The 17,104-nt window shown below is 37.4% G+C and carries 13 protein-coding genes, 1 tRNA gene, 1 other RNA gene and 1 other annotated feature; of the genes, 2 read left to right on the top strand and 13 right to left on the bottom strand.

Annotated features, from left to right (window positions below; translation table 11 throughout):
- Positions 1 to 42: 42 nt before the first annotated feature.
- From JNUCC76_RS03220 to JNUCC76_RS03195, 6 genes are all read right to left on the bottom strand, one after another.
- The gene (locus tag JNUCC76_RS03220; protein WP_454155756.1) at positions 43 to 1,416 is read right to left on the bottom strand and encodes an amino acid permease; all 1,374 of its coding nucleotides are present in this window, start codon (positions 1,414 to 1,416) and stop codon (positions 43 to 45) included.
- 116 nt (positions 1,417 to 1,532) lie between these two features.
- Complete coding sequence (thrS, locus tag JNUCC76_RS03215; protein WP_454155754.1) at positions 1,533 to 3,500, bottom strand: threonine--tRNA ligase; 1,968 nt, start codon at positions 3,498 to 3,500, stop codon at positions 1,533 to 1,535.
- A 78-nt stretch (positions 3,501 to 3,578) separates the two neighbouring features.
- Positions 3,579 to 3,797 (bottom strand) — a binding site (T-box leader).
- Positions 3,798 to 4,029: 232 nt separating this feature from the next.
- Positions 4,030 to 6,396 carry an FtsK/SpoIIIE family DNA translocase gene (locus JNUCC76_RS03210; protein ID WP_454155752.1) on the bottom strand — a complete coding sequence of 789 codons (2,367 nt, stop codon included), beginning with the start codon at positions 6,394 to 6,396 and terminating at the stop codon, positions 4,030 to 4,032.
- Between the two features lie 155 nt (positions 6,397 to 6,551).
- A tRNA-Glu gene (locus JNUCC76_RS03205) sits at positions 6,552 to 6,623 on the bottom strand.
- Between the two features lie 72 nt (positions 6,624 to 6,695).
- Complete coding sequence (locus JNUCC76_RS03200) at positions 6,696 to 7,208, bottom strand: tRNA (cytidine(34)-2'-O)-methyltransferase (RefSeq protein WP_454155750.1); 513 nt, start codon at positions 7,206 to 7,208, stop codon at positions 6,696 to 6,698.
- The gene (locus tag JNUCC76_RS03195; protein WP_454155748.1) at positions 7,205 to 8,359 is read right to left on the bottom strand and encodes an AI-2E family transporter; all 1,155 of its coding nucleotides are present in this window, start codon (positions 8,357 to 8,359) and stop codon (positions 7,205 to 7,207) included. The genes JNUCC76_RS03200 and JNUCC76_RS03195 overlap by 4 nt, the downstream gene beginning before the upstream one ends.
- 178 nt (positions 8,360 to 8,537) lie before the next feature.
- On the opposite strand from JNUCC76_RS03195, the gene JNUCC76_RS03190 reads away from it, so the two are divergent.
- On the top strand, positions 8,538 to 9,566 hold the full coding sequence (locus JNUCC76_RS03190; protein WP_454155746.1) for a lactonase family protein: 1,029 nt from the start codon (positions 8,538 to 8,540) through the stop codon (positions 9,564 to 9,566).
- Positions 9,567 to 9,622: 56 nt separating this feature from the next.
- On the opposite strand, the gene JNUCC76_RS03185 is transcribed toward JNUCC76_RS03190, so the two are convergent.
- The 7 genes from JNUCC76_RS03185 to JNUCC76_RS03155 form a co-directional block, all read right to left on the bottom strand.
- The gene (locus JNUCC76_RS03185) at positions 9,623 to 11,095 is read right to left on the bottom strand and encodes an ABC transporter substrate-binding protein/permease (protein WP_454155744.1); all 1,473 of its coding nucleotides are present in this window, start codon (positions 11,093 to 11,095) and stop codon (positions 9,623 to 9,625) included.
- A gap of 148 nt (positions 11,096 to 11,243) precedes the next feature.
- Positions 11,244 to 11,616: RNase P RNA component class B (gene rnpB / locus JNUCC76_RS03180), an RNA gene on the bottom strand.
- A gap of 22 nt (positions 11,617 to 11,638) precedes the next feature.
- Positions 11,639 to 12,037, bottom strand: a complete 399-nt coding sequence (locus tag JNUCC76_RS03175) for a DivIVA domain-containing protein (protein ID WP_454155742.1) — start codon at positions 12,035 to 12,037, stop codon at positions 11,639 to 11,641.
- Positions 12,038 to 12,112: 75 nt separating this feature from the next.
- Positions 12,113 to 12,679 carry an SLOG family protein gene (locus tag JNUCC76_RS03170; protein ID WP_454155740.1) on the bottom strand — a complete coding sequence of 189 codons (567 nt, stop codon included), beginning with the start codon at positions 12,677 to 12,679 and terminating at the stop codon, positions 12,113 to 12,115.
- A gap of 57 nt (positions 12,680 to 12,736) precedes the next feature.
- The gene (locus JNUCC76_RS03165) at positions 12,737 to 14,929 is read right to left on the bottom strand and encodes a transglycosylase domain-containing protein (protein ID WP_454155738.1); all 2,193 of its coding nucleotides are present in this window, start codon (positions 14,927 to 14,929) and stop codon (positions 12,737 to 12,739) included.
- Positions 14,930 to 14,950: 21 nt separating this feature from the next.
- The gene (gene recU, locus JNUCC76_RS03160) at positions 14,951 to 15,565 is read right to left on the bottom strand and encodes a Holliday junction resolvase RecU (RefSeq protein ID WP_454155736.1); all 615 of its coding nucleotides are present in this window, start codon (positions 15,563 to 15,565) and stop codon (positions 14,951 to 14,953) included.
- 151 nt (positions 15,566 to 15,716) lie between these two features.
- Positions 15,717 to 15,944, bottom strand: coding sequence for a CsbD family protein (locus tag JNUCC76_RS03155; protein WP_454155735.1), 228 nt, complete (start codon positions 15,942 to 15,944; stop codon positions 15,717 to 15,719).
- 949 nt (positions 15,945 to 16,893) lie between these two features.
- Here JNUCC76_RS03155 and JNUCC76_RS03150 point away from each other — a divergent pair.
- Positions 16,894 to 17,064: a hypothetical protein gene (locus JNUCC76_RS03150; RefSeq protein WP_011679456.1), complete on the top strand. Its 171-nt coding sequence runs from the start codon at positions 16,894 to 16,896 to the stop codon at positions 17,062 to 17,064.
- Positions 17,065 to 17,104 lie beyond the last annotated feature (40 nt).

Below are 17,104 nucleotides of genomic sequence, written 5' to 3'. Positions count from 1 at the left end.
TTGCGATTTTAACTGCCTTCTAACCAGAAAAATTACAGTAACTTACTTATTTAACGCCTGTTTTGGTTGTCTCATTGAAATACAGCCAAACACGACCATCCAAATAGTAGCACCAATTGCTGGTAGACGAGATTCTGGATTAAAGAAGAGCGTAACAAATACAAAACTGAAAAACAGAATTGCCAATGGCACTAATGTCTTAGGTGCTATAACAAGAAAACCATCAGGCATGTAACTATCTGACTTACGATATTTCATATATGCCATCAAAATCAACACATAAATCATTAAAAATAAATCAGTTGAAGCACTTGTTACAAAACTGAATGCGTTTGTAATTGAAGGTATAACTGAAATCAATGCAGAGAAAGCAACCATCACTGCTGTTAACAATACAGCATTGATTGGTAATTGAGTTTTAGAAATTTTTCTAAATGGTTGTAAAAATTTAGCTTTTGATTGAAATGAAAGTGCATAAAAATTACGACTTGCACTAAACAAAACTGAGTTCAAAGCTGATGCAGCACTCGTCAACACAACAAAATTAATTAATGCTGCTGCCCACTTAACACCTGCTAATTCAAAAACCATAACAAATGGGCTTTGATTTGCAGGAATTTTTTGCCATGGATAGATTGTCATAATAATAAACAAGGCACCAAGATAAAAGAATAAAATTCGCCAAGGTATCTGATTAATTGCTTTAGGTAAAACTGAACGTGGATTTTCTGTTTCTGCTGTTGTCATTCCGATAAATTCCATACCGACAAAGGCAAACATCACCATTTGAAAGGCATTAATAAAATTACCAACACCATTAGGGAAAAATTCAAAATGATTCCAAACATTACTAAATGCAACAGTTCCTACTGGGGTTTTAAATCCAGTTATTGCCATCATAATCCCAGTAACAATTAGTGCTAAAATAGCAACGATTTTAATCATAGCAAACCAAAACTCAGTTTCACCATAAAGTGCTACAGCAATCAAATTTACGCATGTCAATAAAATCAACATCACTATCTGGATTAACCAACTTGGGAGGCTTGGTAGCCAAAATTGGATATACTTCGCGACAGCGGTTAGTTCAGCCATTCCCATAAATACGACGGTTAACCAGTACGACCATCGGGCAAAAAAGCCGGCACGGTTTCCCAAAAACTTGGTAATAAATGTAATAAATGTATGTTGGCTCGGATCAGCATAAAGCAATTCACCTATAGCACGCATCACAACAAACATGAACATTCCAATAACTAAATAAACCAACAGAATAGACGGTCCAGCATAATGAATAGAGTTTCCTGCACCCATGAATAGACCAGTACCAATCGTACCACCAATGGCTATTAACTGAACGTGTCGATTTTGTAAACCTCGTTTGGGAAGATTACTGTCGCCTTTTGAATCGGACATAATATTAAAAATTTTCCTTTCCTATTGCAAAGCACCCTTCGATAATCTCAGGGTGCTTTGCTTTGTACAAATATACCTACAAATGGTATAGTATAATTTCTTTTAACAAGCTATTTTTATTTTGCTGGTTCGGATTCACGTGAATAATTGGCAACATCAGATAAAATCAAGTTTTGGAATTCATTAAATGACATTGTAATTGTTTTTGCTTCACCATATTTACGAACTGTAACTGTATCAGTATCCACTTCTGAATCACCAAGAACCAAAGTATATGGTATTTTATTTGTCTGTGCTTCACGAATGAGGTAGCCCATCTTAGCATCTTTTGTTTCAACATTAGCGCGTAATCCCGCATCTTGCAATTTCTGTTGGACATTATTTGCATAATCTCCGTGAGCACCTAAATTAACAGGAATAATCTGCACTTGTAAAGGAGACAACCATGTTGGGAATGCACCCTTGTACATCTCAATTAAGTAAGCTGTGAAACGTTCCATCGTACCAACAATACCACGATGTAACATCACTGGACGATGATTATCAAGCCCATCACGACCAATATATTTCAAATCAAATCGTTCTGGCAACAAAAAGTCTAATTGAATCGTAGATAATGTTTCTTCATTACCTAAGGCTGTCTTTGTTTGAACGTCTAACTTTGGACCATAAAAGGCAGCTTCACCTTCAGCCTCGAAATAATCAAGACCAAGATCGTCCATTGCTGTTTTCAATTGCTTTTGTGACTTTTCCCACATTTCATCATCATCAAAATACTTTTCTGTATTTTTGGGATCACGATAAGACAGACGGAAACGATAATCTTTAATGTTGAAGTCACGATAAACGCCCATCATCATTGTCAAGATAGACTTAAACTCTTCTTCTAACTTTTCTGGTTCAACGAACGTATGGCCATCATTCAACGTCATCTCACGAACACGTGATAGCCCTGTCAAAGCACCAGACTTTTCATAACGATGCATCATTCCCAATTCAGCAATACGCATTGGTAATTCACGGTATGAACGTGGCTTATGATTAAATACCATGATATGTGATGGGCAATTCATTGGACGTAATTCCAAAAATTCGCCATCCCCCATATCCATTGGTGGAAACATATCTTCACGATAATGCTCCCAGTGACCAGATGTCTTATATAAGTTCAAATTAGACAATACTGGTGTGTAAACGTGCTGGTAACCATTTGACAGCTCTTTATCTGTAATATATCTTTCAACTTGGCGACGGATTGTTGCACCATTTGGCAGCCAAACTGGTAATCCTGAACCAACTTCTTGACTAGTAAAGAATAAATCAAGATCTCGTCCAATGACACGATGATCACGTTCCTTGGCTTCTTCACGACGAGCAATTTCTGCTTCAACGTCAGCTGCTTTCCAAAAGGCTGTTCCATATACTCGTTGCATCATTGGGTTGCTTGAATTTCCACGCCAGTAAGCACCAGCCACTGAAGTAAGCTTGAAATGCTTAATCCAACCTGTTGAGGGCACCAGACCACCCTTATCAAGTTCAATATGATCTCCTTGAACAGCAATTGTAATCTTTTCATCGGCTGGTAAATCGTTGACTAACTCAACTTTATATGGATCATCAGCAAACATTTCTAATGCTTCATCACGTGTGATTTCACGAGAAAGAATAGGTAGATCTTCTTTCACAATTTTGTGCATCATCGCCTCGATTTCAGGGAAATCTTCGATTGATACTTGATTACCAGCCCCATTATCCGTGTCGTAATAGAAGCCATTTTCAATAAAAGGACCAACTCCAAAATGAATGTTAGCAAATTTTGGAATTCGCTTTAATGCTTGTGCTAATAAATGAGATGCTGAGTGACGAAGTAGATCTAATGCTTCGCTATCTGATGTAGTGATTAGTTGAAAATCGCCACTTTCAGTAATAACATCATTCATACCAATATATGAACCATTTATTTTTCCTGACACTGACTTCTTTGCCAATGACTTTGAAATACTTGCAGCAACCTCAATTGGTTTGATGCCCTCATCAAACTTCTTAACAGCGCCGTCTGGAAATGTAAGACTGATTTCTGCCATATTATTTTCCTTTCAAATTCCATCCCAATTTTTTACATTAATAAAACAAAAAACGTCTCTTTAGATCCTTATTCGATCTAAAGGGACGTTTTACCGCGGTACCACCCAAGTTTAAAAACAGGAAAAATTCCTATTTCTCTCAAATGATATATAACGGTATCACCCGGGTAACTTTTCATTTAAAAATACTAAATCACCACTCAAAGGTAGTCTCTTATGTGTGCACTGCCCATTTTCACCAAACATGAGCTCTCTTTAAGTGCATAACATTCGAGTTGTCCTTATCAATGTTTCTGAGAAACATCATAACATTTTTTTTGCTGCGTTGCAATTATTTTTTTAAATCTGCCAATACAATCTTTAGCGCTTCTAATGCCTCGGCATCATGATCTAAAATACCATTATCAAAAACATTTTGTAGCGCAGCAATTTGATTTTTTGTAAGTGCCATTTTTATTATTCTCCTATTTGCTTAATCATTTAATTATACTCAAAAAATATAATCATACTACTGAGTTTGAAACTAATGCTAACTTTCTATTCCAGAACTACCATCTGAAATATTGACGTGTCTTGGCCGTGATCCGTCTGCTGGACCAATGTAACCGCCCGATTCCAAATCATCAATTAATCGTGCGGCTCGATTATAACCAATCCTGAAGCGACGTTGTAACAGTGATGTTGAGGCTTTTTGTTGTTCAATAACAAATTGCAAAGCTTCTTGGAATAACTCATCATCACTATTTCCATCAGCATTTTCGGAGTTATCTTGAGCAATTTCTTCATCTGTAACAGTCATTGCATCGGAATACTGAACCTCTTGTTGCGATTTAACAAATTCAACAATATTAGTCACATCAGTATTACTAATAAATGCACCTTGAACACGTTGTGTCGGCTTACCGGGCGGTGCAAAAATCATATCCCCTTTTCCGAGTAGCTTCTCAGCACCATTACTGTCTAGGATAGTACGTGAATCAATTCCAGAGGCTGTTCTAAAAGCAATTCTACCAGGAATATTACTTTTTATAGTACCGTTAATCACTTTAACATCTGGTCGCTGTGTGGCCAAAATCATGTGAATACCGGCTGCACGAGCTTTAGCACCAAGGCGCGCGATAGAAACTTCAATTTCATTGCCCACCGTACTCATTAAGTCAGCGAATTCATCTACAATGGCGACAATATATGGCATTGGTTGCATAATTGGTTGATCTGTTTCCTTGGCTTCAGCGTTCTGCTTTTCAACCGCCGCATTGTATTCACCAATATTACGTTTTCCAAATTGAGCTAAAAGCTTGTAGCGATTTTCCATCTCGTCAACAACTTTTTGCAAAGACTTCGCTGCTTTGCGTGGCTCCGAAACAACTGGTGTCAACAGGTGTGGGATCCCATTATAAATAGATAGCTCAACAACCTTTGGATCAACCATCATTAATTTAACTTCATTAGGTTTTGCACGCAAAAGGATAGATACAATAATACCATTAAGCCCTACTGATTTTCCAGATCCAGTCGATCCAGCAATAAGCAAATGAGGCATAGCCGATAAGTCTGCCATGATAATATTTCCTGTTACATCTCGGCCAAGTGGCACATTAAGCGGATTATCATCAAATGGCGCATTCTCAATCATGTCCCGGAATCCAACAGTTGCCTGAGTATCATTAGGAACCTCTATACCAACATAGGGTTTACCGGGGATTGGCGCCTCAATTCGTATTGATTTTGCAGCTAATGCCAATGCTAAATCATCCGATAGATTAGCAATTCGATTCACCTTAACGCCTTGCCCTGGTTTTAACTCATATTGCGTTACCGTAGGTCCTAATGAAACACTGGTCACTTCCGCCTCAACACCAAAGCTTTGTAGCGTATCATGAACAAGACGTGATTTGTCAGTTAAACCTTTAAACTCTTTTGTTTGGTCTGTAGGCGCTAATTGCGTCAATAGGTCAGCAGTTGGTAACTGGTAATCCGGATTTTCTTTTTCCAACATATTTGTAGAAACTTCGCTATCACTAACAGAAGTCTTCTCGGCTTGTTTTTTGGGTGACTTTTTTGTTGGTTGGGGTGCTATAGGACCATTCCATTTAATTTCAGGTTCATTGAAATTCTCTTGAGCACTTGGTTCATTGACATCTTTTTCTATTTTAGGGACAGCATCTGACGACAAGCTATTATCTTGGCTCACACCTAATGGATCATCTCCATAATCAGTAATATCTTTCTTGTGTCGATCACGTTTGAAAAACGATTGTCGGGTTGGCTTTTCGTTAGCTCGTTTTTCCTGAATATAGGTAACTCCTTCATGAGCTTTTTCAACGCCTTGCTGAACAATGTCACGAGCCGGAATACGGAAAAAGATTGCAATACCACTGAATAATAAGATTACTGTTACAATCCACGTGCCAATGCTAGACATTAACATAAACAGTAAATGATACAATGCCGCACCGATTATACCACCGCCAACTGGTGTGTTTGCTGATTGATTGACAAAATCTTGACTAATTAACCGCACCACTTCGCCAACGTATCCATCTGCATTTTTTAGTGTGTATTCAAAAAATAACAATGATGAAATTGTCTCAACAGCAATAAACATCATAAAGGCACCGACCCAAAAATGAGTTGCTATTTTGGGTGTTTTTCGAGTAATAAAATAGTATCCTAAAAATAATGTCATAGGTATTAAAATCACAAGATACATGTTTCCAAAGAAAAAACGGAAAATATCAGCGATAAATACCCCTAATATACCAAGCTTAAATATCCCTAGTATACCTAAAACAATACCACCCAAAAAACATAGGTTTTGAACTAAAGGGTTCTTTTTTTTACTATTTTTACCACGTGTTGTACGCCGTCTTTGTGTAGTCTTTCTTGTCGCCAAAGTTCCACCTCTTAGTCAGTTCATTCTAACACTTTATTTTATCATTTTTAAAACACGAACAAACGTTCACATCGAATTCTTAAGCTTTGCTTAACTCTATTTCAAAAATTTAATTTTTAAACACAAAAAAACGCAACCAGAGTTGCGCTTTTTAGTAGCTCGTGAGAGAATCGAACTCTCGATTCCGCCGTGAAAGGGCAGCGTCTTAGCCACTTGACCAACGAGCCATGGTCAATAGTTGTTCGTTGTAACGAAACAACTATATTAGTTTATCAGGGAAATTTATATCTGTCAACCGTTTATTTCAGTTTATCTTGCTCATATGTGTGAGTTGTTTCTAAATTTGAAAAAGATTGCTGGCGCAATGCTTCATAAAGTACAATTGCGACAGTATTCGATAAATTCAACGAACGAACATGTGAATCATCTTGTGGGATACGAATAGCTTTCTCTGGATTTTGACGCATAAATACTTCTGGTAGCCCTGTGGTTTCTTTCCCAAACAAGAAGTAGTTGTCAGTATCATCTTGTGCGTAATTAGGCTGTGTGTAGTCTTGATTAGCAAATTTGGAAACCAAGTATAAGTTGTCTTTTTCTGTTAAAGTGTCTAGAAAATCAGGTAAGCTTGGGTGTTTCACCAACTTTACATGATCCCAATAATCTAACCCAGCACGTTTAACGTGTTTGTCATCCAGTTCAAACCCCAACGGTTCTATTAAATGTAAAACTGCATCTGTCCCAGCAGTCGTACGAGCAATATTCCCCGTATTAGCAGGCATTAAAGGTTCAAATAAAACAATGTGATTCGTCATTTTTCAGCTACTTCCTCTACTTCAAATAAATCTGAGTTTGCACGCCACCAATCATAGATGTGCGTAACAAATACTTTAGCTACTGCATACGATGGCACCGCCAACACAATACCTAATACACCAAAAATATGTCCGCTGCTCAATAACACAACGATAACAGTAACAGGGTGAATTGATAACGCCTCCCCGAGAATTTTTGGTGAAATAACGTGTGCTTCAATTGGTTGTTCAAAAGCTAGCACGATAATAGCTAATATTAGCATTTTTGGACCACCAGCAATCAGCGCTACTATGAAAACTGGTACTTGCGCAATAATTGATCCAACATACGGGATTAAGTTAAAGAAACCTGCCATCAGCGCTAATAATATGCCGTACGGTAAACCAATAACGGTATACCCTATGGAAAACATAATCATTACAGCGAGTGCAACGCCAAGTTGTCCACGAATATATTGAGCGATTTGCTTACTAATTTCTGTTAATAAATAGCGTACTGATAATTGTGAGTTATTTGGAAACTTACTAGAAACAAATGACGAAAATTTGTGTCCATCTAACAGCATATAATAAAGAATAAACGGTGTTGAAACAATTGTCACACCAATTGATGTAAGGATTGATGCAAATGAACTGATACCTGCAACCCCGCTCGTCAAATACTTTTTGCTCCAATCTAATACATTCTGATTAAGATCAGAATTCGTATGATTCAAATAATCTCTGATAAATTTAAATTGTTCACTGGCAAAAGTCTCATTAATAAAAGCTTCGCTGGTTTTCCAGTAATTTGGCCAGTTATCGATAAATTGAATGACTTGATTGCGCAATACCATGACAATAGCAGCAATGGCTACTCCAATGATAGCTAATAAGACAATCAAGACCACACCAATCGATAAATTTCTTGGTAAATGCACGTATTTTTCCAGAAGACCGACAATCGGGCTCAGCAAATAATACAACACACCGCTTATTATTATTGGTGCACCGACGGCTGTAAATAATGCACGAATTGGTTCAAACAAAAAACGTACTTGCCAAGCCAAAAAAATGATTAGCAAAACTAATAAAATTACAATCAGACCATTTAACAAGTCATTGCCAGAAAACCAACGACTATACCATGACTGTTGCTCTGGTTTTTTCATAAAAACTCCCCTTCTCATGCTATACAATTGTAATTATTTTACCATAGAATTATGAATGGCTGTTACTTTGCAATATTTTTACGATGATGTGATAATTAACTAAGGCTAAAAATTCTATTTGTGTAAATGCTTACATACAAGTATAATTAAAACAGACATTCAAAGGAGCTACTATATAATGGCAGTCTATAAAATTCTATTTGGTACGTATACAAAGCACGTTTCAAAAGGTATATATGAAGCTGAGCTTGATACAGAAAAAAAATTATTACAAAACTCCACATTCGTTGGTGGTTTGACAAATCCAACTTATTTGGCAATATCAAAAGCCAACAAAGTCTATGCGGTTGAGAACCGTGATGGTCAAGGTGGTGTTGTTACATTTGATAATTCCGTTCGACCCCTTGCTGAGATTGATGCACAATTAAGTGAAGGTTCAGCGCCGGCATATATTGGTGTTGATGAAGATCGTCAATTTGTTTATGCAGGTTATTATCACCGTGGAACTGTTGAAGTTTACCGAATTAACGATGATGGTAATTTGACATTAACCGATACTTGGCAAAATGAAGGATCAGGTCCGCGTCCTGAACAAGGATCTTCACATATTCACTTTAGCAATTTAACGCCTGACAACCGTTTAGTTGCAGTTGATTTAGGTACAGATGAAGTTATTACTTTTGACGTATCAGACAATGGCAAGTTAGCGGAAGCTGCTCGTTTCAAAGCAGAAGATGGCTTTGGGCCTCGTCACATTCGGTTCTCGCCAGATGGTCAGTATGCTTACCTCCTCGGTGAATTATCAAGTCTACTCAGTGTTTTGAAATACAACAGTGAAGATGGTTCTTTTGAACACGTCCAGACAGCACCAACTATACCATCAGATTGGACAGCACATAACGGAGCTGCTGCAATCCGCATCAGTAAAGATGGTCGCTTCATATATGTTTCAAATCGTTGTAATAACTCAGTCGCAGTCTTCAAAACAACTAATCTTGGATCTGAAATTGAACGTATTCAATTAATCAGTACTGAAGGAGAATTCCCAAGAGACATGAATTGGGACAAATCTGAACAATTCTTAGTAGTTGCTAATCAAGATACCGATAACGTGTCATTGTACGCTCGTAATGACGAGTCCGGCGAATTATCACTACTCCAAAAAGACTTCACAGTTCCAGAAGGTGTTCGCGTATTATTTGAATAACAAAAAAAGGATGCATCATTGACAGATGCGTCCTTTTTTACTTGCATTAAATTAAATTATCGTGAACTACGATTCATACGTTTTTCGGCGTAACCCAATGAGCGACTAATTCCAAACGTCAAAACGAAATAAATCAATGATGCAATAACTAATGGGAAAAATGGTTTGAAACTAGCCCCTTGAACGACACCAGTTTGGAACATCAATTCACCAACACCAATAACAGAAACAACTGAACCTTCTTTAATAATTGTCACAAATTCATTACCCAGAGCAGGTAAAATGTTTTTAACCGCTTGTGGTAATATGACATATCGCATTGTCTTGCCTTTTGACAAGCCAAGTGAACGCGATGCCTCCGTTTGTCCAAAATCAACAGAGTTGATTCCTGAACGAATGATTTCAGCAACATAAGCGGCTGAATTAAGTCCCATTGCCAGAGCACCGGCAGCAAAAGCTGATAAGTTCAATCCAATCACTTGCGTACCGAAAAACACCATAAACGCTTGTACTAGCAACGGCGTGCCACGAACATACTCAACATAAATATTACCAATAATTCTCAAAATGGCATTGGGAGACAACTTGAATAAGGCAAAGACTGTGCCAAGCACGATACCCAAAACTACCGCCACTGCAGCTAAGGCAAGCGTCAACAATGTCCCCTTAACAAACAGATTACCATATTTAGCCCAGAAGCTTTGATCGGCAAACATTAGCTTATTAGCTCTTTTTTGATAAGCTTCTAATTCGCCTGACTTAATGATGTTACCAAGTGACTTGTTAATTTTGGCTTTCAGGACTGGAGAATTTTTAGGCATCGCGATTGAAACTGCCCCTTCTCCAGACGAAGGCTTTGGATAAATAATTTTAAAGGCTTTATTTTGTTGTGTATAAGCCTTAGATATTGGCTCATTAAGGACAATTCCAGCAATTTTACCAGTGGATAATTGTGCAACCAAATCAGGAACTTTTTGAAGACTGACTATTGTTGATCCACTCATACTTTCTTGAGCATAAGTTTCTTGGGTAGTTTGTTTTTGTACACCAATTTTCTTACCAGAAAAAGAGTTTAAGTTGCCACTATATTTAGAGGCATCTTTTTTCAAAACCATCACAGTCTGTAAAGGCTTCATGTATGAGTTTGAAAAATCAACTACTTTTTCTCGTTCTGATGTGGCATTGATACCCGAAATAATGACATCAATTTTACCGGTTTGCAAGGCACCGATTAAACCATCAAATCCCATTTCCTTAATGACAGGCTTAACACCAAGATCCTTAGCAATTTTTTTAGCCATCTCAACATCAAAACCAACAATTTGGTCACGTCCGTCGACCGTAGCATGGAACTCAAATGGTGCATAATCTGCTGACAGACCGATTACTAACGTACCCTTTTTCTTGATTTTAGTTAGAGCCGGATCCGTAGTCGCAGCATCAGCATGAGTTGGCAAAACTGCTAACAATGGCAATAACATTGTAATCGTCATTATCACGATTGATACTTTTTTTAATATACTATTCATTTAATTTCTCCTCATGTGAAACAACATTACTAATTTTACCTTGATTTGAATTTTTATACAATAAAAAAACGTGGATATACAAAAGCTATTGAATAACTAGTTTTTTTATACAAAAAAACTCGCCGAAGCGAGTCTACCTGTCGCAAGTATCTATAGGCCATGTTTTGTTCCAGTGCAATGCAGGTAACATTACACCTTCGGTAATCATCTATCTAAGTTCGTTCAAACGAACCATACCGACCATCGTTTCATTTCACTAGGCCAGCCGCCCCTACCAAAAGTTTGGGTTGCCCGTTTGTGGGGTTTACCTCGTCTCAAATACTAGCTTTCACTAGCATATACGTTTCTATGGCACCTTCGAGCCTATTCAGACATAGCCTAAGCCTTAGCCCTTTCGACTGCCGTAACATCACTGTTCCTGGGTTTATTTTTTATCCCAGCACAAACACTACACCCATCTCAGAGTGTACGAGCATGGACCTTCCTCACGTTAGGAATATAACGCGCAATTACCCGATACTTGCAAAATTATTATCTTTTTATTTATTCAGCACTATTATGATCGCGACCAAACACCACACGCTCCAAATTAGCAACACGCTTAATCAAATCTAAGTTAGTTACTGCCGCTTGCTGTGCGACTGCTGCTTGTCTTTGATCCTCAACTGGCTGAGGTTGAGAAACAGTTTGAACTGGTTGTTGCGGTGCAACACTTTGTTGCTGTTTAACAGCAACTAGTTGATCTTGTGCATCTTTCAAAGCGACTTGTAAACGAGCCACTTCACTTTTTAGTTGTTCAACACGGCTACCAAATGCACCATAATCTTTAATAATATCATCTAGAAAGCTGTCAACATCAGCAGGATCATAACCGACCCCCATACGTTTTTGCTTAAAGACGCGTTCCAAAATGTCTTTTTGCGTGTATTTTACTTGTTCCACAAGCTATACCTCGATTATTTTTTTACTTATCCTATGTTACCAATAATTCTAATGAATTACAAGGCATTTTTAATACTAATAATCATAACGATTTTCATTCATTTTTTCTTCAAGTTCCGATGCATACTCTTGCAACTGATACATATCAACTTGGACAAGAGGATACGGCGTTTCCGTCTGATACTTTGTCACAACTTGAAAATCAAATAATGTCTTTCCTTCAAATTCCGTATCATAAAAAAACACTGCCCCATCTGTGTGCGCTAACATGAATTTTTGGTAATTTTTTAGTTGAATAGGCGATTGAAAAGGTTTAGTCGATACGCTCTCAGAAAAATCACTCTGTGCAATCAACCTCTGCAATTTTGCTTGATTATCTTCACTCCATTGACTGCCAAACTGTTTAAAGGGTAACATTACAGCTAATTTAAGTTGCGGATATTCTTTTTTCATATCATCCACAACTTCAATTGTCCATTGCTCAATGCCTAGCTGGGCACCTGTGATTACCCATTCCAATCCATTATCAACTTGTTCTTTTAGCGTTTGATGTAATGCATACTTGATAGCTTTAATTTTAGGATCTTTGTCGCCGAATGTTCCTAGTTCATAACTACGGTAACCCGTTACCCAAAGCCTCATAATATTCTCCTCTATAAGAAAAGTCTTGCTATGAAAGCAAGACCGAGACATTCTAAATTAATTGTTGCCAGTTGTGGATCCTGTTGAAGCTGAGTTGGCACTAATTCCTGCTTCAGATGGTGTTTCACCAGATTGAGTAATAGAAGTTACACTCGGTAATCCACCATTACTCCAAGAGGCATCTTTTACCTCGTATTCCACAATATTACCTTTAACCTTTGCGGTAACTGTATCCGGTGCGGTCCAATCAGTATTCGACTTATTTTGCATTGCATAAGCCATTACTTTTGCATAATACTGCGCTGGCAAGTCCTGTTCTGTCCAAGGAATATAATTTTTCCCAGGAACATCAAACCCCGTCCACACAGAAAGTGCATAAGACTTTGTATAACCTGTAAACCAGGCATCAGAAATAGCTTGATCAGGCATCCCTGAATTCTCATCATAGGCAACAAGGCCTGACTTTCCTGCTTGATGCAACCCAGAAATTGCAGCATCTGCGGCAGTAGCGTTAGGCTTGATGACTCCCTTCATCATATCCGTCAACATAAAGGCAGTGCTAGTCTTCATAGCCCGTGTGCCAGTTGAGTTATAATTATGGGTTGTTCCATCAGCCGTTACGACCTTTGAAATGTAAGTTGGCTTATAATATACTCCACCATTGGCTACAGCACCATAAGCGGCAGCTTCTTGTTCTGTTGAAACATTAATACCTATAGCCATTGAACCGCCAGGAGTTGAACTTGTAGTAATCCCTAAGCCATTAACAAATTTCTCTGCGTTCGAACCACCAACTTCTTCCAAAGTTCTTACAGCTGGGATGTTTCGAGACTGAGTTAATGCAGTCCGCATCGTGATATTACCCATATACTTTTTATCCCAATCATACACGGTTGTATTTGTTCCAAGATATTTGTACTTTTTATCTTCAACCGTTCGATAAGTCGGCCAATTTAAATATTCAATTGCTGGACCATAGTCTAGCAAGGGTTTAATGGACGAACCAGATGATCGGTTAGTATTGGTGGCACGATTAAGCGCTTGTAACGTCGTCAGATTACGTCCACCAATCTGTGCAACAACATGACCGTTATCAGGATCTGTCATTGTGGCGCCGATTTGTAAATCACTACTTGAAAAACTAACAGAACCGTCATTAGCGTTGTCGTAAAGTGATTGTTGTAAATTAGAATCCATGTTAGTGTAGATTTTCAACCCAGCTTTTGTTGTATCATAACCAAGTTTTTTTGCTTCATTAATTGTGGAGAGCGCGTATGCATCCACCACTTTACGGGTGCTATTAGCAGCCTCAGTTTTAGCATCTAAATCTTGTAACCCATCACTCACTGGTACTTTCATTGCATCTGAAGCCTGTTTGGAAGTAACTGCGCCATATGTAACCATTGCTTTCAAAACAGTGTCACGCCGCTCCTTAGCGGCAGTAGTGTCTTTTAAGTAAGGATCATAGTATGTAGGTGACTGTGGCATGCCAGCAAGCAAAGCTAATTGTGGTAGCGAAAGATCTGTCAGTGCTTTGCCATAAAAATATTCAGAAGCTGTTTTCATTCCATAAACACCATGTCCCATATACACTTTATTCATGTAAAATGTCAAAATTTGATCTTTTGTAAAGTTCTTTTCAACTCGCAATGCTAACCAAGCCTCTTGAGCTTTACGTTTAAACGTTTGGTCAGCTGTCGATGTACTAAATACAGAAAGCTTAACTAGTTGTTGCGTTAAGGTAGACCCACCCTGCATCCCCAAAGAGGAGCCTTTAATGTTAGATACTGCTGCCCCAGCGATACGAATCGGATCAACTCCGTGGTGTTTATAAAAGCGCCTATCCTCAATTGACACAACTGCTTGTTTCAATTGCTTTGGAATCTCATTAGAGTTGGCATAATCTCTATCCTGAGTAGCCATACTCCAAATAACATTCCCTTTGGAATCTAGAATTTGTGTAGAGTTCTCTGAAGCTAAATCTGATTCTGTGATATTAGGCGCATCGTTTGCATAAGTGAAGAAAAGTGCTGTTCCAGCTAGGCCAGCGATAACACCAAGTGTCAATAACCACAAAAAAATTGCCAGAATCCAATGATGTTTCTTTTTAGTCTTTCGTGGCTTCCGTGGTCCTCCACCTTTAGGTCCGTTTGGTTTAGGCGGTCGTGGTGGTTCTTGTGCAGGATACTCATCATACATGTTATGATTACGATTCACTCGTGACCACTGATTTGCTTTGTCATTTGCCATATTGTTGAAAACTCCTAAAATTTAATGTAATGCGTCAAGCATTTTATCCACAGCCGTGAGATAATCCAAACTCGGATTTAAACTTTCAGGCACAACAAAACTCTTATCAACTATCTCTTGATAAGAAATCGACTGTTTGCCATTCAAATGTTGCCACTGTTGTATTAATTCGCTAGCAGGATAGACATAACTCTCATTTAAACTTGTAAATTTAATGATAACAAATCCAATGCCACCTTGAGATAAAATACTCGCTAAATGAGAAATTTGGTGCTCATGAAAATTTTTTAAAGGAAAAGATGTTTTGTTTTTTGTTTCCTTTGCATCAAAGTCAATGTACTTTCCTTGATAAACACCATTGTAATCTGTAGTTGAAGCTTGCTTGAAATATGCTTCTGTAATTTTTGCAGCAGAGCGAACAGGATAGTCAACTTTGACTATGGTTATCGGTGTAGGTTTTTTATGAACAACTGCCAAACGATTAGCAAGATAATAGTCATTTGCAAGATTAATTTCATCTTCCAGACCCATACCTCGCTTACCAAATAATACCTTTTTAGTTGTTTTACCGGTACGCAATGTGTTATTTTTTAACGTCTTACCATGATGAGTACCGACTGGATAATTAATTGTCATCGCAACTCTCAATATTTTCTATAAAATATATATTTTTTATTTTACCATAAAAAAGAACTTAACCATAATTAGGTTAAGCAATATCAATGTTTGTGTGTGCAGGTTATTCAAAAACCGTCCGACTAAAGGTTTAGTCGGACGGTTTTACTTATTATTTTTTTAACTTCTCAACACCATCTTTGACAGTATCAACTGCATCTTCAGCAGAATCCTTGACGGCTTCGGCGGCATCAGATAGCTTATCTTTCGCCTTACCAAAAAGTCCCTGTGCTTTACCTTGTGCTTCGCGACTCTTGTCACCGGTAACTTTGCCTTCAACTTCTTTTGCTTTACCAGCAACCTTGTCCTGAGCATTATCAAACTTATCTTCAACTGACATATAATGTCCTCCTTGAACTTTATTTGATGTTACATATATAGTATAACTTAAATGTAAGCGCTTGTAAATAACTCACAATAAAGTTACATTGTATATTAATAGATTTTCTTCCATCATGGAGAAAATAATTAGTTATTTAATTTATAGTTAATCCTCGTTAAATATTCGAATGACATAATAATTTCACATGCCATCCACTCGTTTCTGTGGGTGGTTTGTCTATGTCAATATTTATTCTCAAAATAGACCGTGTAGCCTTTTCTAGAATTTGATATAATTCTTACTAAGCTCACTAAGGAGTCATCATGACAATTATTTTTCTCTACACTTTTATTTTATTCGTAACAATTTGTTTAATTACTTTTTTATTCGTCGGAATTATAATTCGAAGCCGCGGAACAATCATTATCACCTCTTTCGGTATTGTGATTCAAACAATACTGTTTTGCTTTTTTCGTTTCTTTATGTTTATATGAATTATCTATAATCTGTTTATTTGACCAATATTCTTATTGTATGTTTTTTGTATTTCAGACTCAATAACTGTATAAAAGTTCATATTCCGTTGGCTTTTTTTCAGGTTATCTGTGATAAAATGACAGTATCAAAAAACATCGGAGAATATGATAGTGCCCTTTTCATTGTTATTTGTTATGACCCTTCTATTAACTGCACTGTTAATCGCTGGACTAATCCTGCATAATCGTTATATGACCATCACAGCTGTTGTAGGAATTGTAGCGCAAATTATCGTGCTCATCTATTTGTGTTTCATATTCATTCCATCACTATAAAAAATTAGCCGCATTGAGCCAAACGTTACGATTTATTTGATAAGCGACCTATTTGAATAAAGATAATGGCTGTGATAACATGAACGGTAGTAGTCGTGCCTTATGTTTTACATTTAATTTTAAGCAATCACGATCAAAATTAGGGAGAATGTTTTATGAAAAAAGTGTCAGTTTTTGTTTTAATGATTTCACTCATACTTATGTTTGCGTCTTTGATTAGTTGGATTATGAGCCAACCAACTTTTGCTATTATTGCCTCTAACTTAGGTTTGCTTATTTTAGCGATTTCATATCTCTGGGAAAACCGCAATAATTTCTTAAAATAAAAAGTCCTTCTGGACGTACATATTCATTGAATAAAGATAG

Source organism: Leuconostoc sp. JNUCC 76 (genome assembly GCF_053667755.1).
The sequence above is the reverse complement of the archived record's forward strand: the minus strand, read 5'-3'. Positions and strand labels throughout refer to the sequence as shown.